General features: G+C 66.7%; 19 protein-coding genes. 9 read left to right on the top strand and 10 right to left on the bottom strand.

What is annotated here, in order from left to right; genetic code table 11:
* Positions 1 to 56: 56 nt before the first annotated feature.
* The gene (locus ACFOMH_RS05700) at positions 57 to 1,190 is read right to left on the bottom strand and encodes an iron-containing alcohol dehydrogenase (protein WP_377743430.1); all 1,134 of its coding nucleotides are present in this window, start codon (positions 1,188 to 1,190) and stop codon (positions 57 to 59) included.
* Positions 1,191 to 1,372: 182 nt separating this feature from the next.
* On the opposite strand from ACFOMH_RS05700, the gene ACFOMH_RS05695 reads away from it, so the two are divergent.
* Positions 1,373 to 2,146, top strand: a complete 774-nt coding sequence (locus ACFOMH_RS05695) for a DeoR/GlpR family DNA-binding transcription regulator (RefSeq protein WP_374423653.1) — start codon at positions 1,373 to 1,375, stop codon at positions 2,144 to 2,146.
* A gap of 9 nt (positions 2,147 to 2,155) precedes the next feature.
* Here the strand turns inward: ACFOMH_RS05695 and ACFOMH_RS05690 are convergent, their stop codons facing one another.
* The 3 genes from ACFOMH_RS05690 to ACFOMH_RS05680 all read right to left on the bottom strand — a co-directional run bounded on the left by ACFOMH_RS05690 (position 2,156) and on the right by ACFOMH_RS05680 (position 5,279).
* Positions 2,156 to 3,526: a TrkH family potassium uptake protein gene (locus tag ACFOMH_RS05690; RefSeq protein WP_377743191.1), complete on the bottom strand. Its 1,371-nt coding sequence runs from the start codon at positions 3,524 to 3,526 to the stop codon at positions 2,156 to 2,158.
* Positions 3,516 to 4,178, bottom strand: a complete 663-nt coding sequence (locus ACFOMH_RS05685; protein WP_374423656.1) for a potassium channel family protein — start codon at positions 4,176 to 4,178, stop codon at positions 3,516 to 3,518. Before ACFOMH_RS05685 ends, ACFOMH_RS05690 begins: the two co-directional genes overlap by 11 nt.
* 63 nt (positions 4,179 to 4,241) lie before the next feature.
* Positions 4,242 to 5,279: a substrate-binding domain-containing protein gene (locus ACFOMH_RS05680; protein ID WP_377743188.1), complete on the bottom strand. Its 1,038-nt coding sequence runs from the start codon at positions 5,277 to 5,279 to the stop codon at positions 4,242 to 4,244.
* 191 nt (positions 5,280 to 5,470) lie between these two features.
* Here ACFOMH_RS05680 and ACFOMH_RS05675 point away from each other — a divergent pair, with 191 nt between their 5' ends.
* The 4 genes from ACFOMH_RS05675 (at position 5,471) to ACFOMH_RS05660 (ending at position 10,150) form a co-directional block, all read left to right on the top strand.
* Positions 5,471 to 6,022: an NADPH-dependent FMN reductase gene (locus tag ACFOMH_RS05675; RefSeq protein ID WP_377743428.1), complete on the top strand. Its 552-nt coding sequence runs from the start codon at positions 5,471 to 5,473 to the stop codon at positions 6,020 to 6,022.
* A gap of 90 nt (positions 6,023 to 6,112) precedes the next feature.
* Complete coding sequence (locus tag ACFOMH_RS05670) at positions 6,113 to 7,045, top strand: pirin family protein (RefSeq protein ID WP_377743186.1); 933 nt, start codon at positions 6,113 to 6,115, stop codon at positions 7,043 to 7,045.
* Positions 7,046 to 7,159: 114 nt separating this feature from the next.
* Positions 7,160 to 8,179: an LLM class flavin-dependent oxidoreductase gene (locus tag ACFOMH_RS05665; protein WP_374423664.1), complete on the top strand. Its 1,020-nt coding sequence runs from the start codon at positions 7,160 to 7,162 to the stop codon at positions 8,177 to 8,179.
* A gap of 168 nt (positions 8,180 to 8,347) precedes the next feature.
* Positions 8,348 to 10,150, top strand: a complete 1,803-nt coding sequence (locus ACFOMH_RS05660; RefSeq protein ID WP_377743183.1) for a monovalent cation:proton antiporter-2 (CPA2) family protein — start codon at positions 8,348 to 8,350, stop codon at positions 10,148 to 10,150.
* Between the two features lie 6 nt (positions 10,151 to 10,156).
* On the opposite strand, the gene ACFOMH_RS05655 is transcribed toward ACFOMH_RS05660, so the two are convergent.
* The 6 genes from ACFOMH_RS05655 to ACFOMH_RS05630 all read right to left on the bottom strand — a co-directional run bounded on the left by ACFOMH_RS05655 (position 10,157) and on the right by ACFOMH_RS05630 (position 17,480).
* The gene (locus ACFOMH_RS05655; RefSeq protein ID WP_377743181.1) at positions 10,157 to 11,221 is read right to left on the bottom strand and encodes an AbrB family transcriptional regulator; all 1,065 of its coding nucleotides are present in this window, start codon (positions 11,219 to 11,221) and stop codon (positions 10,157 to 10,159) included.
* 83 nt (positions 11,222 to 11,304) lie between these two features.
* Positions 11,305 to 13,074 (bottom strand): acetyl/propionyl/methylcrotonyl-CoA carboxylase subunit alpha, encoded by a 1,770-nt coding sequence (locus tag ACFOMH_RS05650; RefSeq protein WP_377743178.1) that lies wholly within the window; start codon positions 13,072 to 13,074, stop codon positions 11,305 to 11,307.
* Positions 13,071 to 14,627 carry a 5-oxoprolinase subunit B/C family protein gene (locus ACFOMH_RS05645; protein ID WP_377743175.1) on the bottom strand — a complete coding sequence of 519 codons (1,557 nt, stop codon included), beginning with the start codon at positions 14,625 to 14,627 and terminating at the stop codon, positions 13,071 to 13,073. Before ACFOMH_RS05645 ends, ACFOMH_RS05650 begins: the two co-directional genes overlap by 4 nt.
* Before the next feature lies 1 nt (position 14,628).
* Positions 14,629 to 15,420 (bottom strand): putative hydro-lyase, encoded by a 792-nt coding sequence (locus ACFOMH_RS05640; RefSeq protein WP_377743174.1) that lies wholly within the window; start codon positions 15,418 to 15,420, stop codon positions 14,629 to 14,631.
* The gene (locus ACFOMH_RS05635; RefSeq protein WP_377743172.1) at positions 15,417 to 16,190 is read right to left on the bottom strand and encodes a LamB/YcsF family protein; all 774 of its coding nucleotides are present in this window, start codon (positions 16,188 to 16,190) and stop codon (positions 15,417 to 15,419) included. Before ACFOMH_RS05635 ends, ACFOMH_RS05640 begins: the two co-directional genes overlap by 4 nt.
* Positions 16,191 to 16,244: 54 nt before the next feature.
* Positions 16,245 to 17,480: an NRAMP family divalent metal transporter gene (locus tag ACFOMH_RS05630; protein ID WP_377743171.1), complete on the bottom strand. Its 1,236-nt coding sequence runs from the start codon at positions 17,478 to 17,480 to the stop codon at positions 16,245 to 16,247.
* Positions 17,481 to 17,680: 200 nt separating this feature from the next.
* Between ACFOMH_RS05630 and ACFOMH_RS05625 the strand changes: the two genes are divergently transcribed.
* The 4 genes from ACFOMH_RS05625 (at position 17,681) to ACFOMH_RS05610 (ending at position 21,181) form a co-directional block, all read left to right on the top strand.
* Positions 17,681 to 18,424: a GntR family transcriptional regulator gene (locus ACFOMH_RS05625; protein ID WP_377743170.1), complete on the top strand. Its 744-nt coding sequence runs from the start codon at positions 17,681 to 17,683 to the stop codon at positions 18,422 to 18,424.
* Between the two features lie 23 nt (positions 18,425 to 18,447).
* Positions 18,448 to 18,843: a VOC family protein gene (locus ACFOMH_RS05620; protein ID WP_377743168.1), complete on the top strand. Its 396-nt coding sequence runs from the start codon at positions 18,448 to 18,450 to the stop codon at positions 18,841 to 18,843.
* A gap of 104 nt (positions 18,844 to 18,947) precedes the next feature.
* Entirely contained in the window at positions 18,948 to 20,159 is a 1,212-nt protein-coding gene (locus tag ACFOMH_RS05615) for an HPP family protein (protein WP_377743167.1), read from the top strand.
* Positions 20,160 to 20,218: 59 nt separating this feature from the next.
* The gene (locus ACFOMH_RS05610; protein ID WP_377743165.1) at positions 20,219 to 21,181 is read left to right on the top strand and encodes a glycosyltransferase; all 963 of its coding nucleotides are present in this window, start codon (positions 20,219 to 20,221) and stop codon (positions 21,179 to 21,181) included.
* Positions 21,182 to 21,188: the final 7 nt, after the last annotated feature.

Raw genomic sequence — 21,188 nt, 5'->3', positions numbered from 1 at the left:
TTTCTTCCAAAAGACTTGGGGCGCCAAGGGCCCAAGTCAATGCGGCCGGCGGCGGATCAGGCCGCCGACAGCAAGATCGCGCGCAACTGGGCCGGATCGGGCGGGAACGGATTGCCCTTCATCGAGGAACTGGCCAGCGCCGCCTGCGCCACCGCGGCATGATCGGCGCGCGCCAGCCCCTGCGCGTCCAGCCCCGGCAGACCGCATTCCCGCGCCCAGCGGGCCAGCGCCTGCGGTGCATCCGCCGGCGCACAGCCCAGAATCTGCGCGATCTCGTCACAGATTTCGACGGCGCGGGCGGGATCGGGGGCATGGTCGCGATTCATCGCCAGAACCGGCCCCAGAAGCGCGCCGCAAATCGCGCCATGCGCGGCGGGCGTGACCCCGCCGATCACCCCGGCCAGCCCATGCACGGCGCCAAGCCCCCCATTAGCCAAAGCCATGCCGCCGCAAAGGCTGGTCCAGGCCATGCGGTCGCGGGCCTGCGGATCCTCGGCCTGCATCAGCTGCATCAGCGCACGAAGGCCCGGCCCGATCACCGGCCGCACCAGCGCATCGGTAAAGGGCGTCGCCTTGCAGGACAGCCAGGGTTCGATCACCTGCGCAAGCGCATCCATCCCCGAAGCCAGCGTCACCGCGCGCGGGCAATGATCGGTCAGCGCGGGATCGACAATGGCCAGCCGGGGCAGCATCCGCGCATCGCGGACCGAAACCTTGCGGCCATGATCGGGCAGCCCGATCACCGCGTTGCGCGTGGCCTCGGCCCCGGTCCCCGCCGTGGTCGGCAGGGCGATGAAAGGCAGGGGCGGGGTCTTTAGCGGCAGGCCAAGACCGACCACCTCAAGATGGTCCATGACCCCGCCCGGCGCCGGGATCAGCCCCGCCAGCGCCTTGCCCATGTCCAGAACGGCGCCGCCACCCAATGCGACCACCCATTCCGCCCCGCTGCCGCGCAGCCCGTCCAGCGCCGCCTGCAACATGGGCAGCGTCGGTTCCGCCCCGCAGGCCAGCATATGCAGCCGCGCGCCCCCCGCGCGCAGCGCCCGCGCAAGCCATTCGGCCCGCCCGGCATCGGCGCCATGCACCAGCACACCCGTCCGCCCCAGCGCCAGGATTTCCTCGGGCGCCTTTGCGGCCTCGCCCCGGCCGAAAACCACCCGGGCCGGCAGGGCGAACTGGAACGCGGGCATGCTCATCTTGGGCCTCCGGGCAGCGAAATCGCGCGGAGGCTGCACCGCCATCCCGGCCCGGTCAAGCGTCTTTCGTTTACTATACATTTAAGGTAATAACGAATATTATCGAACCATGAAACGAATGCTTGCGCACAGTTGCGAATCGCATAAATTGACTTTCATCCAGCAAGGAGCAGCCTTTGGCCCTGAGCATCCGCCAGAACGAAATCCTTGATCTTGCCCGCGCCGAGGGCCGTGTTCTGGTCGACGATCTGGCCCATCGGTTCGATGTGACCTTGCAGACCATCCGCCGCGACCTGGGCGAAATGGCCGAGGCGGGGCTTTTGGACCGCGTGCATGGCGGCGCGGTGCCGCGCGCCGGCACGGTCAATCTGGGATATGAGGCGCGGCGGCGCATGAACGCCGAGGCCAAGGCCGCCATCGGCGCCGCCTGCGCGGCGATGATCCCCGACAATTGCAGCCTGATCCTGAACCTTGGCACCACGACCGAGGCGGTGGCCCAGGCGCTGATCCATCATTCCAACATCACCGTGGTCACCAACAACATGAACGTGGCCAATATCATGCTGGCCAATCCGGGATGCGAGATCATGGTGGCGGGCGGCGCGCTGCGGCGTTCGGATGGCGGGCTGGTGGGCGAATTGACCACCCAGTTCTTTGAACAGTTCAAGGTCGATTACGCGGTCATCGGCACCTCGGCGCTGGATCATGACGGCGACCTGCTGGATTTCGATCTGGCCGAGGTGCGGGTCAGCCGCGCCATCCTGCGCCAGTCGCGCCACGCCTTTCTGGTCACCGACCATTCCAAGCTGGATCGCCCCGCGCCCGCCCGCATCGCCAGCCTGTCGGAAATCGACACGGTATTCATCGACCGGCCCCTGCCCGCGGATCTGGCGCAGCGCTGCGCCGAATGGGATACGCGCATCTGTGTCTGTCCGCCGGCCGGCGACTGACCGGTCCGATCAGCCCAGATAGATCACGCCCTTGGGATAGCGCACCCGGGGCGTGGCCCGCGTCGCCAGGAAAAAGCCCAACGTCAGCGGCCCGACACGGCCCAGAAACATCACCGCGATAATGACCGCCCGGCCGAACCCGTTCAGGTCGTCGGTATAATTGCGCGACAGGCCGACGGTGCCAAAGGCGCTGGCCACCTCGAAACAGATGTCCAGGAAATGGCCGTCATGGGTCGCAGCCAGCAGAAAGATCGCGACAAAGACCAGAATGGCGCTGATCGCGATCAGCGCGGTCACCTTGAGGATCTGGTCAAAGCCGATGCTGCGGCCAAAGGCATGCAGCTCGGTCTGGCGGCGGAAAAAGGCGGTCGTGGCCAGAATCATCACCACAAAGGTCGTCACCTTGATCCCGCCCGCGGTCGAGGTCGGCCCGCCCCCGATCAGCATAAGCGAAATGAACATCATCGCCGTGCTGTCATGGATGGCGGCGACATCGACGCTGTTGAATCCCGCCGTGCGCGGCGTCACCCCCTGAAACCAGCTGACCGCGATGCGCTCGGCAAAGCTGTCGTAAAGACCCAGCGTGCGCGGGTTGTGCCATTCCAGCACCGCGAACATCGTCACCGACCACAGGATCAGCGCCGCCGTACCCAAAAGCATGATCTTGGTGTTCAGCGACCAGCGATGCCAGCGCCGGCTTCGCGCCACATCATGCAGCACGACATAGCCAATGCCGCCGGTGATGAACAAAAGCGGGATCACGACATTGACCACCGGATCCGTCGCAAATGAAATCAACCCGTTGGAATTCGTCGAAAATCCGGCGTTGTTAAAGGCGGAAACGGAATGGAACAGCGCCTCCCACAGACCCTGCCAGAAGCCGTGCGCACGGGTGAACGGCACCGCCAGCAGCGCCGCCCCCGCAAGTTCACAGATCAGCACCACCTTGAAGATGGTCCGCACCAGCATCATCAGCTGATAGATCGAGCTCTGGTTCAGGTCGTCGCGCAGATACATCTGCCCGGTCAGCCCCACGTTCAGCCCCAGCGCCGCCAGAATCAGCACCGCGAATGTCATCAGCCCCAGCCCGCCCAGCTGGATCAGGAACAACAGCACGGTCTGGCCAAACAGCGTCAGGCCGCTGCCGACGTCGAACACCACCAGCCCCGTCACCGTCACCGCCGAGGTGGCGGTAAAGATCGCATCCGACCAGCTAAGCGGAATGTTCTGCGACACCGGCAACATCAGCAGCGCGGCCCCGATCAGAATCGCACAGGCGTAAAGCAGCGCCAGGATCAGCGGCGGCGGCACCCGCGCCAGATGACGCGAAAACGGCCGGATCGCCGCCTGAATGCGAAAGGCGCGCTGTTCAGAGGACATCGCCGAAACGACGCAGTTCCGGGCGCTTGCCCAAGAGAATCAGCCGGTCATCCGCCTGAAGCGCGACGCCGTCCTGATCGCAGCACAGAAATTCGGTGCCCCGCATCAGGCCCAGCATGCGCAGATCGTGCTGTTGGCCGATCTTCAGCGCGGCCAGCGGCCGGCCCGAAAGCCGCGCGGGGATGACGATATTGACCACGCTGAACCCGTTGCCCAGGCTGACGTAATCCTGCACCGCCGGGTTGTTCAGCATCTGGGCGATATGGCGGCCCATTTCCTGTTCGGGCAGAATCACCCGATCGGCGCCGACCTTGGACAGGATGCGGTGATGGGTCTTGCTGGCGGCCTTGGCCCAGATCGTTTCGACCCCCAGCACCCGCAGGTTCATGGTGGTCAGGATGCTGGCCTCGATATCGTCGCCGATGGCGACCAGCGCGACGTCATAGTTTTCCAGCCCCGCCTCGCGCAGCGCCAGTTCGTCGGTGGTGTCCAGAATGATCGCCCCGGTCAGCGCCGAAGCCATCTGCGACACCCGCCGTTCATCCAGATCGATACCCAACACATGGTTGCCGAACCGCGCCAGCTCAAGCGCGACCGTACCCCCAAAGGCCCCAAGGCCGATAACCACAAAGCTGCGCTTTTCCTTTGCCATGCAGTCAATTTTCCCGACAAGGCCCGGTGTTCGCGCGCAAGTTGGAACCAGTGCCCGCGAAAGTCAATCGCCGCCAGCGGGCGCCGGTCCGGTCGAATTGCGTATGATCAATTCATGGTGGCCGACGATCTGCAATTGCGCCAGGGGCCGGCCATCCAGCAGCCCGGTCAGGCAGTCGGTGAGCGGTTTCCAGCTGTCGCGCAGGGGCGCCTTGGTCACGCTGAGCGCCGGGAAAAAGGCCGAGGCCCGCAACTGTGGCAGGTGGTCGTCATGCGCCATGACCGAGACATCGCCCGGGATCGACAGGCCCAGCGCCTCAAGCGCGCGGTAAACCCCCTTGGCCAGCCGGACATCGCTGCAAATGATGGCGGTGGGGCGCGGGGCGCCCTCGCGGCACATGCCGATGGTGGTCAGCAGGCCGCGGGCCTCGGTCATCTCGCCTTCGCTGACGATGGCGGGATCGGGGCTCAGCCCAGCATCGTGCAGCGCGCGCAGATAGCCGCGCATCCGCGCGCTGGCGAAACCGTGCCCGGGCTGGCCGTTGATAAAGGCGATGCGGCGATGGCCCAGCCCGATCAGGTGATCCATGGTCTGGTAAAGGATGCCTTCGTTGTCGATGTCGAAAAAGGCGTGGTCGGCATCGGGCCAGATGCGGCCATGCACGACAAAGGGAATGCCGTGATCGCGCAGAAACGCCGCGCGCGGATCGTCGTCGCAGGGGCTGAACAGCACGAAACCGTCCAGCATGCCGTTGCCGATCAGACGCTGATACACCTCGGTGATGGGCCGGTCATTGCCGGCCACATGCAGCACGAACTGCATCCCCCGCCCCGAGAATTGCGCCGAAAGCCCGGCCACCCCTTCGATGAACAGCCCGTTCTGCGGCAGCTCCGGCGTCTGCGGCACCACCAGCGCGACCATGCCCGAACGCCCCGTGACCAGCTTTCTGGCCGAGATATTGGCCTGATAGTTCATCGACCGGGCCACGGCCTTGACGCGCTTGCGCGTCATTTCGTTCACATCGGAATGGTCGTTCAACGCCCGGCTGGTCTGGGTGATCGACAGACCCGCCGCCCGCGCGACATCCTTGAGCGTGGCCACTGCGATCCCCCCTGCTGACAGCCCTGGGGCCCGAACGCCCCAGGCGCGCGCGCCAGGCATGACCCTAATCGAAGCCGCCGCACCGGTCCAGAGCCGCGCATACGCGCGCCCCGTTCACAGCGCCGCGCCACCGATATAGCCTTGCCCGGCAAGGAAACGCGAACGCCTTGCCTTCAGCATAAGGACCCATGATGACCACCATCCTTGGACTGTCAGGCAGCCTGCGCCGGGCCTCGTTCAACAGCGGCCTGCTGCGCGCGGCGGCCGAGCTGGCGCCGGCGGGCACCACCATAACCCAGGGCTCGATCCGCGACGTGCCGCTATATGACGCCGATCTTGAGGCCGGGGCGGGCATCCCGCAGGCCGTGCAGACCCTGCAAGCACAGCTGCGCGATGCCGACGGGCTGCTTTTGGTGACGCCCGAATACAACAATGGCATCCCGGGCGTGTTCAAGAACGCCATCGACTGGATGTCACGCGGCGACGGGCTGGCGCTGTTTCGCGGCAAGCCGGTGGCGGTGATCGGCGCCTCGCCGGGCGGATTCGGCACCACGCTGGCCCAGAACGACTGGTTGCCGGTGCTGCGCACGCTGGGCACGATCCCGTGGTTCGAGGGCCGGATGCTGGTGTCGCGCGCGGGGGCGCTGTTTGACGACCGGGGCAATCTGACCGACGACAAGACCCGGGAATTGCTGGCCCGATTTGTCCAGGGCTTTGCCGCTTCGCTGTCGCGCGGCGGCTGACGAACCCCGCTTTCGGCAAGGGCGAACGGCTGGCGCATTGCCGCAGGCCGTTCGCGCGCTTACCTTGGCTCCAGCCTGAAGGAGAAAGCCATGAGCTGGAATCCCGCCCTTGAACCGGGTTGCCCCGACGAGATCGGCATCGATGCCATCGAAACCCTGATCATCCCGCGCGCCCGCGATCTTGGCGGGTTCGAGGTCAAGCGCGCCCTGCCCGCCCCGCGCCGGCAGATGGTCGGCCCCTTCATCTTTTTCGATCAGGCCGGCCCCGCCGAGTTCCTGACCGGACAGGGCATCGACGTGCGTCCCCATCCCCATATCGGGCTGGGCACCGTCACCTATCTGTATCGCGGCGATTTCCATCATCGCGACAGCATCGGCACCGATCAGGTGATCCTGCCCGGCGCCGTCAACTGGATGGTCGCGGGCAAGGGCGTGACCCATTCCGAACGCACCAGCGATCAGGGGCGCAAGGGGCCGCATGGCCTTTACGGCATCCAGACCTGGATCGCGCTGCCCGAAAACCGCGAAGATATGGACCCGATCTTTGAACATCACGGCAAGGACACCCTGCCCGAGATCGAGGCCGAGGGCGTCACCGCCAAGCTGATCCTGGGCCATGCCTATGGCGAAAAGGCGCCGGCGACGCTGTATTCGGAAACCTTTTATCTGGATGTCGTGCTGGTCGCGGGGGCGCGTTTCCCGCTGCCCGACGATCACGAGGATCGCGGCCTTTACATCACCGAAGGCTCGGTTTCGATCGCGGGACAGGAATTTCAGGCCGGGCAGATGATGGTGTTCCGCCCCGGCGACCGGATCACCGTTTCGGCCGGCCCCAAAGGCGCGCGGCTGATGGCGCTGGGGGGTGCGACGATGAACGGCCCCTATCATGTCTGGTGGAACTTTGTCGCCTCGTCGCAGGAACGCATCGAACACGCCAAGGAAGAATGGCGCGCGGCGAATTGGGGGCAGGGGCTTTTCGACCTGCCGCGCGACGACCGCGACGAATTCATCCCGCTGCCCTGAACCTGTCCGGGGGCGATACCGGACCGGACATGCCGCGCGCGGCATGTCTCCGGCCGGCTTTCCCCGCGCGCCTTTCCGCCAATATTTCCCGTGAACCCGTTACGAGGTCGCATCATGAAAAAGATCGGTTTCCTGTCCTTTGGCCATTGGGCGGATGAACAGGGCTCGCTCAGCCGCACGGCACAGGACACGCTTTTGCAGTCCATCGACCTTGCCGTCGCGGCCGAGGAACTGGGCGCGGACGGCGCCTATTTCCGCGTCCATCACTTTGCCCGACAGCTGGCCTCGCCCTTTCCGCTCTTGGCCGCCGTCGGCGCACGCACCTCGCGCATCGAGATCGGCACCGCCGTCATCGACATGCGCTATGAAAACCCGCTTTACATGGCCGAGGACGCGGGCGCCGCGGACCTGATTTCGCGCGGCCGCCTGCAACTCGGGATCAGCCGCGGCTCGCCCGAACAGGTGATCGATGGCTGGCGCTATTTCGGCTATGAACCCGCCGAGGGCGAAACCGATGCCGACATGGCCCGCCGCCATGCCGAGGTGTTTTTGAACGTGATCCAGGGCAAGGGCTTTGCCCGGCCCAATCCGCAGCCGATGTTCCCCAATCCGCCCGGCCTGTTGCGGCCCGAGCCGCATTCGCCGGGCCTGCGCGACCGCATCTGGTGGGGTGCCGCCTCGAACGCGACGGCGGAATGGGCCGGCAAGCTGGGGATGAACCTGCAAAGTTCGACCCTCAAGGATGACGAGAACGGCAAGCCCTTCCACGTGCAACAGGCCGAACAGATCCGCCTTTACCGCGCCGCATGGGCGGCGGCGGGCCATGCGCACGAACCCCGCGTGTCGGTCAGCCGCTCGATCTTTGCGCTGATGGATGACCGCGACCGGATGTATTTCGGGCGGGGTGGCAAGGAAAGCGATCAGATCGGCTTTATCCAAAGCACCCGCTCGATCTTTGGGCGCGGTTACGCGGCCGAACCCGACCAGCTGATCGCCGAGCTGCGCGAGGATGAAGGCATCGCCGAGGCCGACACCCTGCTTTTGACGGTGCCGAACATGCTGGGCGTCGATTACAACACCCATGTGATCGAGGCGATCCTGAAACATGTCGCCCCGGCGCTTGGCTGGCGCTGAACGCGGCGCGGATCCGGTTCGGGCGGCCGGATCGCGCGCGGATCACAGGCTCGAAATATGGACCGGATCGCGGGTCGGATCGCATCTCCGGCCCGCCCGCCTTGACCATGCCCCGGATTTCGCATTCTGCTTGTCCGGTATGATGAACCAGTGCGCGAACGGGGGTAAATGATGGCGGGTGAAGTGACAGCGGCGGCCGGTGCCGCCGGTGAGGCGGCGGCGCATGGCAGCGGCGGAATGGACGTGCTCAGCGTCGTGATCCTGTTGGCGGCGGCGGTGATCGCGGTGCCGCTGTTTCGCCGGCTGGGGCTGGGATCGGTGCTGGGCTATCTGGCGGCGGGGCTTGTCGTCGGCCCCTTTGGCTTTGGCTTTTTCAACGATCCCGAAACCATCATCCATGTCGCCGAACTGGGTGTGGTGCTGTTCTTGTTCGTTATCGGGCTGGAAATGCAGCCTTCGCGCCTTTGGGCGATGCGGGGCGAAATCTTTGGTCTGGGCTTTACCCAGGTGCTGGTGGCGATGACGGTGCTGACCTCGGTCGGGCTGGTCCTGGGCTTTCCGTTTTCCGCGAGCCTGATTTCGGGCACGGGCTTTGTGCTGACCTCGACCGCGATCGTCATGCAGATGCTGGACGAGCGCAAGGAAATGGCCCTGCCGCGCGGGCGGCGGATGGTGTCGATCCTGTTGTTCGAGGATCTGGCCATCGTGCCGCTTTTGGCGCTGGTGGCGTTCCTGGCACCGGGCGGCGGCGAGGTGACCCTGGCCGAGCGCCTGACCAGCACCGCCATCGGCATTGGCGCCATCGCGGCGCTGATCTTTGCCGGGCTTTACCTGCTGAACCCGTTCTTTCAGCTTTTGGCGCGGTTCGGCGGCCGCGAGGTGATGACCGCCGCCGCGCTGCTGGTCGTGCTGGGCGCGGCCGAGCTGATGCAGGCGGGCGGGCTTTCAATGGCGATGGGCGCGTTCCTGGCCGGCGTGCTGTTGTCGGAAAGCAGCTTCCGCCACCAGCTTGAAGCCGATGTCGAACCCTTCCGCGGCTTGCTGCTGGGCCTGTTCTTCCTGGGCGTCGGCATGGCGCTGAACCTGGATGTGATCGCCAATAATGTCGGGCTGATCACCATCTGCGTCATCGCCTATATGGCGCTGAAGATGCTGGTCATCTATTGCGTCGCCCGGCTCTGGAAGGCCCCCCCGCGCGAGGCGATCGAACGTGCGGTGCTGATGGCGCAGGGCGGCGAATTCGCCTTTGTGCTGTATTCCGCCGCCGCCGGCGTCGGCATCATCACCGCCGAGGACCGCGCCGTGCTGACCGCCATCATCATCGTGTCGATGGTGCTGACGCCGCTGATGATCATCATCCACGACCGGCTGGTCAAAGAGGACATCGTCTCGATGGATGGCATCGAAGAGGCGCATGACCTGCATGCCAATGCCCTGATCATCGGGTTCGGCCGCATGGGACAGGTCGTCAGCCAGCCGCTGATCGCGCGCGGGCATTCGATCTCGATCATCGAAAAGGATCCCGAAATGATCCGCGATGCCGACGAATTCGGCTTCAAGGTCTGGTATGGCGACGGCGCGCGGCTGGACATCCTGCATGCCGCCGGTGCCGGCGAGGCCGGGGTGGTTCTGGCCGTGGCCGATGACAAGGATGCCGTCACCCGTATCGTCGAGCTGATGAAGGCCGAATTTCCGATGGTGCCGGTCCTGGCGCGGTCGTTCGACCGCCAGCATGCGCTGGAACTGACCGAGGCGGGGGCCGATTACCTGATCCGCGAAACCTTCGAAAGCGCCTTCGCCATGGGCCGCGAGGCGCTGTTGCGGCTGGGCGACGACCCCGAAGAGGTGGATACCGTCATGACCCAGCTGCGCGCCCGCGACGTCGAGCGGTTCGAGCTGGAATGCGTCAGCGGGCTTTCGGCGGGGGCGACCCTGCTGCTCAGCAATCGCGGCGACAACCCGCCGCTTTAAGCCGGTTCAGGGGGTGCGGTCGGGATCGTTCCGGCCGCCCCGCCCGCGCCGGGCGATCACCTTTTCCACCACCGGCCCCAACAGGATGACCAGCACCATCCGCAACAGATGGTGGCTGACCACATAGGCCAGATCGGCCCCGGCAATGATCGCGATCACCACCATTTCCGCCTGCCCGCCGGGCAGAAAGGCCAGAAACGCATCCAGCCCCGGCGCCAGCCCCAGCCCGACGATCAGCTCGATGAAGATCAGGCTGATCGCGGCCAGAAACGCCGAATAGACCAGCCCCGCCGTCACATCGACGCGCAATTCGCGCAGCGTGATGCCCGCATATTTCACCCCGACCGCGATGCCGATAAAGAACTGCGCCGCCTGGATCATCTCGGCCGGGGGGCGGTGCTGGATGACGCCCGACAGGGACAGCGCCGCCGTCAGCACCATCGGCCCAAGGATCGAGGCCCCGAACAGGCCCAGCCGCTCGGCCAGCTTCCAGCCCAGCAGACCGGCGGCAACCATGATCGCGACCTCGGCGGGATCGGTGGCGCGCAGCGCCGTGCCCGGCGGCTGGGACAGATCCACCCCCCAGGTCATGGTCAGGATCAGCGGCGCGACGGTGACGATGACCAGCACCCGCGTCGCATGGATCAGCGACAGCGCCCGCACATCGCCGCCCGCCTCTTCGCCAAAGACCAGCATGTCCTGCAACCCGCCGGGCATGGCCGAATACCAGGCCGTGGCGTGGTCAAAGCCGAAGACGCGGCGAAACAGCGGATATCCGACCAGCGCGATCACCCCGATGAACAGGGGGACAAAGACCAGCGAGGCCGCGATATCGGGCAGTTCGGCCAGCACGCCGGGCGTGATCGAGGCCCCGACCGCCACGCCCAGAAAGGTGCGCATGAAACTGCCCAGCCGCCCCGCCCCGGCCAGAGGCGCGCCCATCAGCGCCGCCGCCAGACAGGCCAGCATCGGCCCCAGCAACAGGGGCAAGGGCAGCCGCAGCATCAGAAACGCCGCGCCCCCCGCGCCCGCAATGGCGAATGTCAGGGCGCGGCGCTGGATCAGGGTCATCGGCATTTCCGGCATCCGGGGCCAAAAGAGATGCGCCCCCGCATCCCGATTGCCACGGGCCGGATGCCAATGTCAAAGCACCCTCAATCGATCCGTGCGATGGGCGCGTCGAACCCCAGAACCGTGCCCTCGGTGGCGATGCGGCTCAGCTTGCCGGCGCGATGCGCCTCGACGCGGGTTTCCATCTTCATCGCCTCGATCACGGCGATGACCTGACCGGCCTCGACCCTATCGCCATCCCCGGCCTGCCACAGGGTCAGGGTGCCGGCGACCGGGGCGGTGACGGTGCTCTCGTCCACGGCCGGCGCGTCGATGGCGGGCAGCGCGCCCCCCGCAGCAGGCAGCGCCGCGAGCAGGTTCGCGGGCAGGCCCAGCTCATGCCGCTTGCCGTCGATTTCGACCGCGACGCGCAGCATCGGCGCGGCGGCAGCCGGGCTGACGCGGGCATGGGGTTCCATGGCGCGGGTCAGGGTTTCGGCGAAATCGGTTTCGATCCAGCGGGTATGGACGCGGAAATTCCCGTCGGGCGCCAGGAAATCGTCCTGTTCCAGCACCGTCCGGTCAAAGGGAATGACCGAGGCCACGCCTTCGATGCGAAATTCGCGCAGGGCACGCGCGGCGCGGGCCAGCGCCTCGGCGCGGGTGGCGCCGGTCACGATCAGCTTGGCCATCATCGAATCAAAGCTGCCGGGCACCACGGATCCCGCCGCCACGCCGCTATCCACCCGCACCCCCGGCCCCGAAGGCGCGTCAAAGGTCACGACCGGCCCGGGCGTGGGGAGGAACCCCCGGGCCGGGTCTTCCGCATTGATGCGGAATTCGATGGAATGCCCGCGCGGCGGCGGGGTGCCGTCATCGGCCAGACGCGCGCCCTGCGCAACCCGGATCATGCCGCGCACAAGGTCGATGCCGGTGGTTTCCTCGGTCACGGGATGCTCGACCTGAAGCCGGGTATTCACCTCGAGGAAAGAGATCGTGCCATTGGCCGAAAGCAGGTATTCGACCGTCCCCGCCCCGGAATAGCCGGCATGGGCACAGATTTTGCGCGCCGAATCGTGGATGCGGGCGCGCTGTTCGTCGGACAGAAAGGGGGCCGGGGCCTCCTCGACCAGCTTCTGGTTGCGCCGTTGCAGCGAACAGTCGCGGGTGCCGATCACCTTGACGGTGCCGTGGCGGTCGGCCAGCACCTGCGCCTCGATATGGCGGGGGCGGTCAAGGAATTGCTCGATAAAGCATTCGCCGCGCCCGAATGCGGTCAGCGCCTCGCGCGTGGCGGACAAGAAAAGCTCTTCGACCTCGTCCAGACGCCATGCGACCTTCATGCCGCGCCCGCCGCCGCCGAACGCGGCCTTGATGGCGACGGGCAGGCCGTGTTCGCGGGCGAAAGCCAGCGCCTCGGCCGGGGTTTCGACCGGGCCGGGGGTGCCGGCAACCAGCGGCGCGCCGACGGCCTCGGCGATGCGGCGGGCCTCGATCTTGTCGCCAAGCGCCTCGATCACCGCGGGGTCGGGGCCGATCCAGATCAGGCCCGCATCCTGCACGGCCTGGGCGAAATCGGCGCGTTCGGACAGAAAGCCATAGCCCGGGTGGATCGCATCCGCCCCCGCAGCCCGCGCGATGGCGATGATTTTCGCGCCGTCCAGATAGGTGTCGGCGGGCCTGTCGCCGCCAAGGGCATGGGCCTGATCGGCCATGCGGACAAACATCGCCTCGCGGTCGCTGTCGGCATAGACGGCGACGGTTTCGATGCCCTCGTCGCGACAGGCGCGGATGATGCGGACGGCGATCTCGCCGCGATTGGCGATCAGCAGGCGGTTCAGCGGCCGGGTCGGGCCAGTGGCAAAGATGGTCATGCGGGCCTCGTCTGGTCAATGATTGCAAAGGGCGCGGCGGCGGTGAACCGGATGCGCGCGCCGGGCGGGATCTGACCGGCAAGGTCCAGCGCGCGCGGCAGCAGCGTCGCGATCACCGGATAGCCGCCGGTCAGCGGGTGGTCGGCCAGAAACAGCACCGGCTGGCCGGAATGGGGGATCTGGATCGCGCCCGTCTCGGTCCCTTCGGAGGGGAGTTCGTTGGCGTCGGGGCGCGTCATCGGCTGTTCGCCCGACAGCCGGATGCCGACGCGGCTGCTTTGCGGCGTGACCAGCCATTCCTGGGTCAGGAAATGCTGGACCATCTGGGGCGTGAACCAGTCGGTGCGCGGGCCAAGCGTGACCGGCAGTTCCACCAGATCGCCGGGCTTCGGCAAGGCCGGCTGATCCTCGGGCGCGCCCACGGCGGTGGCGGGGCGGTTCGCCGGGGCAAGGACCGCGCCGGATTTCAACGCATCTGGCCCGACAAAGGCCAGCGTGTCGGTCGCCGCCGATCCCAGCACCGGCGCGACATCATAGCCGCCGCGCAACGCAAGATAGCTGCGCATCCCGGCCTGTGGCGGGTCGATCCGCAGCTCATCGCCCGCATCCAGCGCAAAGGCGGCGCCGGGCGCGACGGTCTGTCCCGCGACCTGCGCCGTCCCCGCCCCGGTCAGCGCCAGCACCATCGGCCGGTCGGCCCGCAGGCGCACCGGACCCAGCGTGATTTCCAAGGCCGGATCACCCGAGGGATTGCCCACCGCGCGGTTTGCCCGATGCAGCGCCCCCATATCCAGCGCACCCGAGGCCGAAACCCCCTGCCCGCCCTGACCGGGCCGGCCGTCATCCTGAAAGACCAGCGGAAACACCGTCGAGACGATGCGCAGACCCTGATCCGGCTGCGCCTGCGGGATCGACGCCGAGGGATGAACCTTGCCCCCACCCTGCACAAAGCGGCAGCGCACACCAGGGCGCAACAGCGCGGGCGGATCGCGGCCAAGGTCCCACATCGGCACCTCGGTCCGGCCGATCAGCTGCCAGCCACCGGGGGTTTCCTGCGGATAGATGCCGCAAAACCGCCCCGCCAAGGCGACCGAACCTGCCGGGATCCGCGTCCGGGGCGATGGGCGGCGCGGCAGATCGAACCGCGCATCCTCGCAGGTCATATAGGCGAAGCCGGGCGCAAAGCCGCAAAACGCCACCTGCCATGTCGCGGCCTGATGGGCGGCGACGACTTCGGGGACCGTAAGGCCCATCAGCCGCGCGACATCGGCCAGATCCTCGCCGTCATAGATCACCGGCAATTCGACCGTTTCGGTCGCGCGGGCGGCGGGCGCGGTGCCGGGCGCGGGTTTGCGGGCCGCGATCCGACCCGCCAGTGCGGCATCGGCGGCAACACCCGGCGCGGTGCGGATCATCAAGGTCTGCGCGGCGGGGATGATTTCGATCACGCCGGGGACGGGATCGGCGTTCAGCGCGTCAAACAGCGCCAGCGTTTCGTCCAGATCGGCCAGCTCGGCCAGAAAGCTGCGGGGTCCGATGGGCAGAAATCGCATCTCACACCTGCCAATGCGTTTCGGGGATGTCGGTGATGAACATATAGCCCGGCGCATGGGTGATCGCGAAGGGCGGGCGGGACGCCATCAGCGCCGCCTGCGGCGTCACCCCGCAGGCCCAGAACACCGGCACCTCTCCGGCCCGGATCTCGACCGCGTCGCCGAAATCGGGCTTTTGCAGATCGGCGATGCCCAGCCCCTCGGGCGCGCCGATATGGACGGGCGCGCCATGCACGGCGGGGGTGCGGCCCGAAATCATCGCGGCCTCCGCCACCCGGTCCGCCGGGATCGGGCGCATGGAAACCACCATCTTGCCATGCAGCCGCCCCGCCGGACGGCAATCGCGATTGGTCAGATACATCGGCACATTGCGGTCCTGCGCGATGTGGCGAACCTCGATCCCGGCCTGTTGCAGCGGCGTTTCAAAGGTAAAGGAACAGCCGATCAGGAAAGTGACCAGATCGGGATGCTCGGCCCAGGCGGCGGTCGCGTCCGAGACCTCTTTGGCCAGCACGCCATCCCGCCAGATGCGATAAAGCGGAATATCGGTGCGCAAATCCGCGTCAGGGGCCATCGCCGTACGATGACTGCCGGGGTCGGTCACGTCCAGCACCGGGCAGGGTTTCGGATTGCGCTGCGCGTAAAGCAGGAAATCCCAGGCCCAGTCGCGCGGCAGCGAGATCATGTTGCATTGCGTAAAGCCCGGCGCCATCCCCGAGGTCGGCCGCGCCGGCCCCTGCCGACAGGCCAGCCGGGCCGCGCGCGCCGCCTGCGGATCGGGAAGCCCGCTCATGCCGCCACCTGCGCGAATGGCCGGATCGCGACGCCGCCCGCGACCAGCACCTCGCGGATGCGGGCGGAAATGGCGACCGCGCCGGGGCTGTCGCCATGCACGCAGATGCTGTCGGCTTGCAGATGCAGGGTCGATCCGTCCACGGCCTCGATCACGCCCTCGGTCGCAAGGCGCAGCATCCGGGCAGCGATCAGTTCGGGGTCATGCAGGACCGCGCCCGCCTCGCGCCGCGACACCAGTGTGCCGGCCGGCGTATAGGCGCGGTCGGCGAATGCCTCGGCCACGGTGCTCAGCCCGGCCTCGCGGGCCTGCGCAAGGATCGGCGCGCCCGCCAGCCCCATCAGCACCAGCGTCGGATCGATCGCCTGGATCCCCTCGATGACCGCAGCCGCCTGCCGGGCATCGCCGGCGATGGTGTTGTAAAGCGCGCCATGCGGCTTGACGTAGGTGACGCGGGTGCCGGCGGCGGCGCAAAGCCCCTGCAACGCGCCGATCTGATAGATCACATCCGCCGTCAGCTCGGCCGAGGTCACGTCCATGGGCCGGCGGCCAAAGCCCACGCGGTCGGGATATGAAACATGCGCGCCGATGGCGACGCCCCGCGCCGCCGCCTCGCGCAGGGTGGCAAGGATGGTCAGCGGGTCGCCCGCGTGAAAGCCGCAAGCGACGTTCGCGGAACTGACAATGCCCAGCATCGCGGCGTCGTCACCCATTTTCCAGGCGCCGTAGCCCTCGCCCAGATCGCTGTTGAGATCGATTGCACGGGTCATCCTGTCGCTCCTTTCCGGTGGTGGCGGCCCGCAGGGGGCCGCCGCAATGATGGATCACATGCCAAGGAAGGCAAAGATCGCACCGACCGATTTCCAGCCCATATACCAGGTCAGCGCACAGACGATGGCGCTGGCGATCAAAAGCGGACGGTTATAGCGGTGCCCGCCCATCAGATCGGGCCGCGCAAAGCCGACATAGGTAAAGATGCTCAGCCCGATGGGCAGGATCAGCCCGTTAAAGCCGCCGACAAAGACCAGAATCGCGGCGGGCGCCGTGCCCATGGCGATATAGACCAGCAGCGAAAAGCAGATGAAGATGACGGTCGCGATGCTGCGCGTGCGGTCGTCGAGCCGGGTGAACACGGTCAGAAAGCTGACCGAGGTATAGGCCGCCCCGATGACCGAGGTGATCGCCGCCGCCCAAAGCACGACGCCAAAGATGCGCATGCCCCAATCGCCCAGCGCGGCCGCGAATGCCTGCGCGGCGGGGTTCGCCGCCTGGCTCGACAGGTCCAGCGTCACACCGGATGCGACAACGCCCAGAATGGCCAGAAACAGCACAAAGCGCATGACCCCGGTGACCGCGATCCCGGTCAGCGAGGCGCGGGTGACGGCCGCAAGATTCTCTTCGCCGACCAGCCCCTTGTCCAGCAGGCGATGCGCGCCGGAATAGGTGATATAGCCGCCCACGGTGCCGCCGACGATGGTGGTGATGGTGGCGAAATCAATGACATCGGGCATGAAGGTCTGGCGCAGCGCCTCGCCCACCGGGGGGTTGGTGGTAAAGGCCACGACCAGAGTCATCGCGATCATCAAGATCCCCAGCCCGATGATCGCGCGGTCCAGAAGCAGCCCGGCCCGGCGCGACAGAAAGATCCCGATCGCCAGCAGCGCCGAGGCCGCGCCGCCGATCTTGGGGTCCAGCCCGAACATCGCGTTCAGGCCCAGCCCGGCCCCGGCGATATTGCCGACATTGAAGGCCAGCCCGCCGACCAGAATCAGCACCGCCAGAAAATAGCCCGCCCCCGGAATCGCCGCATTCGCCGTATCCGAGGCATTGCGTCGGGTCAGCGCGGTGATGCGCCAGATATTCAGCTGAACCACAAAATCGATCAGGATCGAGGCCAGGATCGCGAATGCGAAGGCCGAACCCAGCTTGGCGGTAAAGGTCGCCGTCTGGGTGATGAAGCCCGGCCCGATGGCCGAGGTCGCCATCAGGAAGATGGCCGCCAGAAAGCTGCCGCGGGTGACGGCACTGGCGGCCGAGGGGGACGGGATGGATTCGGCCATCGGTCATGCTCCTGCTGCAAGGGTGGGGTGCGTTTCGGGAATGGCTCGACCATGCGGGCAACATGACAATGCGTCAACGATTATTTGGCATTTTTGTGATTATTGTTGAACGATTCATACGAAAAGATCAGACATAATGGGCGAATTCAGGGCAAATCCCGCATCTATTGCCTAATAATCTGGCAAATATTGCCCGCATCGTGAACCGAATCACCCCGCAATCCGGCGGCTCTGCCTTGCCCATAGCCGCGCGCTGGGCCAAGATCGGCACAGTTCATCGGGGGACGATCATGACCGGCACCAGCGCCACCGCAAGCCTGGCCGAAGAAACCGCCGCCCGGCTGCGGGCGCAGGTGACCGGCGGCGCGCTGGTGCCCGGCCAACGCCTGTCCGAGGCCCGGCTGGCGGCCGATCTGGACATCTCGCGCAACACGCTGCGCGAGGTGTTTCGGCTTTTGACCCGCGAAGGCATCCTGCGCCACGAACCCAATCGCGGGGTTTTCGTGGCCACGCCTTCGATGGCGTCGATCCTCGACATCTATCGCGTCCGCCGCCTGATCGAGGTTCCGGCGCTGGCGCAGGCATGGTCGGGCCATGCGGCCGTGGCGCGGATGCGCGCCGCCGTCGAACGCGCCGAAGAGCTGCATGGCAGCGGCGACTGGCAGGGCATCGGCAGCGCCAATATGGAATTTCATCTGGCCATCGTCGCCTTGACCGACAGCCCGCGCCTGATCGGGTTTTTCACCCATATCATCGCGGAATTGCGGCTGGCCTTCGGACTTTTGCGCAGCCCCGAGCAATTGCACCGCCCTTATATCGCCCGCAACGCGCAGATTCTGGAACGGCTGACCGCCGAGGATGCCGCCGGCGCCGCCGCCATGCTGGAGGATTACCTGAACCAGTCCGAGCGCGCCGTGCTTGAGGCCTTTGCCCGGCTGGGCTGATCCCGAAACCCAAGGAGAGGACCATGGCCAAGGCCATTCACAGCATGATCCGCGTTCTGGACGAGGCGCGTTCCGTCGATTTCTATCGCCGCGCCTTCGGGCTGGATATCGCCCAGCGGCTGGATTTCCCGGACTTCACGCTGGTCTATCTGTCGAACCCGGAAACGGATTTCGAACTTGAGCTGACCGTCAACAAGGGCCGCACCGAACCCTATCAGCTGGGCGATGGTTACGGTCATCTCGCATTTTCGGTCGACGATCTGGACGCCGAACACGCCCGCCTGACCGCCGAGGGGCTGGCGCCGCGCAAGCTTGTCGATTTCGCCCCGGGGGGCGAGGTGATCGCGCGCTTTTTCTTTATCGCCGATCCCGATGGCTATCAGATCGAGGTCCTGCAACGCGGTCAGCGCTATAAATAGCCGCCCGGGACCCGGGGTGGCGGGCACAAGGCCGCTTGCCACCCGGCCGCCCACCCGACTATCAGGCGGTCGGATGCCCGGATCGCGGGCAGTTTGGACAGGCCATGACGGAAACCCTAGGGGCACGGCTTTATCGAACCCTTCAGGCGCTGGGGCCGGCCATTGCCGCAGGCTCGGCGACCGAGGCGCTGCGCGCGGGTCTTGGCGCGCTGGTCGGGCTGGGGGTGGCGGGGCTTTTCCTGTTGTCGCCACAGGCCGATCAGACGCTGGGCCTTTATCTGATCGCGCCCTTCGGGGCGACCTCGGTTCTGGTATTCGCGGTGCCGAACAGCCCCTTGGCGCAGCCCTGGTCGGCGGTGGTGGGCAATGCGGCCGCCGCCCTGGTGGGGGTGCTGGCCTGCATGATCATCGCCGATCCGGCCTGGCGCATCGCCCTGGCCGTGGGGCTTTCGGTGGCGTTGATGATCCCGCTGCGCGCCGTGCATCCGCCGGCCGGCGCGGTGGCCATGACCGCCGCCATGAATCCCGAAGCGATAGCCAAACTGGGCTTTGGTTTCGTGCTGGCGCCGGTTCTGGCGGGAACGCTGGTTCTGGTCGGCATTGCCATGATCTATGCCCGCGCCACCGGACGGCGCTATCCGTTCCGCCAGTTTGACGAGCCCGGCCCCCACGGCACCGCCGACCACCCCCCCGAGGAACGGCTGGGCCTGTCCAAGGACGAGCTGACCCAGATCCTGCAAAGCCACCGCCAGTCCCTGAACCTCGGGGTCGAGGATCTGGCCCGGCTGATCGGTGCCGCCGAATTGCAGGCCGCGACCCATCGCACAGGCCCGCTGAGCGCCGCCGACATCATGTCGCGCGATCTGATCACGGTCACGCCCGACACCCGCCTGCGCAAGGTCGCCGCCATCTTTCAACGCCACAATTTCACCTCGGTCCCGGTGGTTGACGACAAGGGCGTCTTTCGCGGCGTGATCTTTCAGATCCACCTGATCCGCCGCGCGCGTGAAAACGCCTTTCGCCAGGGCGGCGGCCTGATCCCGGCGCTGGCGCGGCTGATCCAGCCGGGCGGCGCGGCGCCGACCCGCGCAGCCCAGATCATGCAGGTGGACACGCCCCATGCCCTGCCCACGACACCGGTCGGCGCGCTGTTGCCGGTGCTCTCCAGCGGCAATTGCGACGCGGTGCCGGTGCTCGACGGCGACCGCATCATCGGCATCGTCACCCAGACCGACCTGATTTCGGCGCTGGCGCGCGAAACCCTGCGGCCAGAGCGCGCTAACCAATTCCCAAATCCGCCGGCCCCCGCGCATTGACACAAGGCGTCCCGCCAAGGATAGCTGCGCCATCGCCTGACCCAGTACGGGGGAAAGACATGACCCGCCCCAGCCTTGGCGCCGTGGTGATCGGCCGCAACGAAGGCGACAGGCTGAAAGCCTGTCTGCATTCGCTGGTCCCGGTCTGTGACCGCGTCGTCTATGTCGACAGCGGTTCACGCGACGACAGCGTGGCCTTTGCGCGCGGCCTTGGCGTGACGGTGGTCGAGCTGGACACCACGACCCCCTTTACCGCCGCCCGCGCCCGCAATGCCGGGTTTCAGGCACTGATCGCGGCGGGCGATCTGGATCTGGTGCAATTCGTCGATGGCGATTGCACGGTACAGGACGGCTGGCTTGCGGCCGGGACCGACGCGCTGGCCGCCGATCCGACGCTGGGGCTGGTGACCGGCTGGCGCTCGGAAATCCACCCCATGGCCTCGGTCTATAACCAGATGTGTCAGGTCGAATGGCGCCGCCCCGCCGGGCCGATCACCGCCTGCGGCGGCGACATGATGGTGCGCACCACGGCCTTTCACCAGATCGGCGGCTTCGACCCCACCGTCATCGCCGCCGAGGATGACGAATTCTGCCTGCGTCTGGCCAAGGCCGGCTGGAAGCTGGTCCGCCTGCCGGTCGAGATGACCCGCCATGACGCCAATATGACCCGTTTCGGTCAGTGGTGGCAGCGCGCGAAACGCGCCGGGCATGGCTTTGCCCAGCTGAACCAGATGCATCCGCCGCATTTCCGGCGCGAAAAGCTGCGCGTCGGGGTCTATGGGCTGGTGCTGCCGCTGATCCTTGTGCTGGGGCTGTTCATCAGTGGCTGGATCGTGCTGGCGGTGGCGGCGGTCTATGCGCTGTCCTGGTGGAAGACATGGCGCGGGCTGGCCGGTCAGCCCATGGCCGCGCGCCAGGCCGCATTGCTGACTTTGGCCAAGATACCTAACCTTTTAGGAATGTTGACTTACCACCGCCGTCGCCGCAAAGGCGAGGACATGCGTATTATCGAGTATAAATAGGATTTTG

The organism is Paracoccus mangrovi, from assembly GCF_042648425.1.
Taxonomy (GTDB): Bacteria; Pseudomonadota; Alphaproteobacteria; order Rhodobacterales; family Rhodobacteraceae; genus Paracoccus; species Paracoccus mangrovi.
This window is presented reverse-complemented; position numbering and strand designations above follow the sequence as displayed.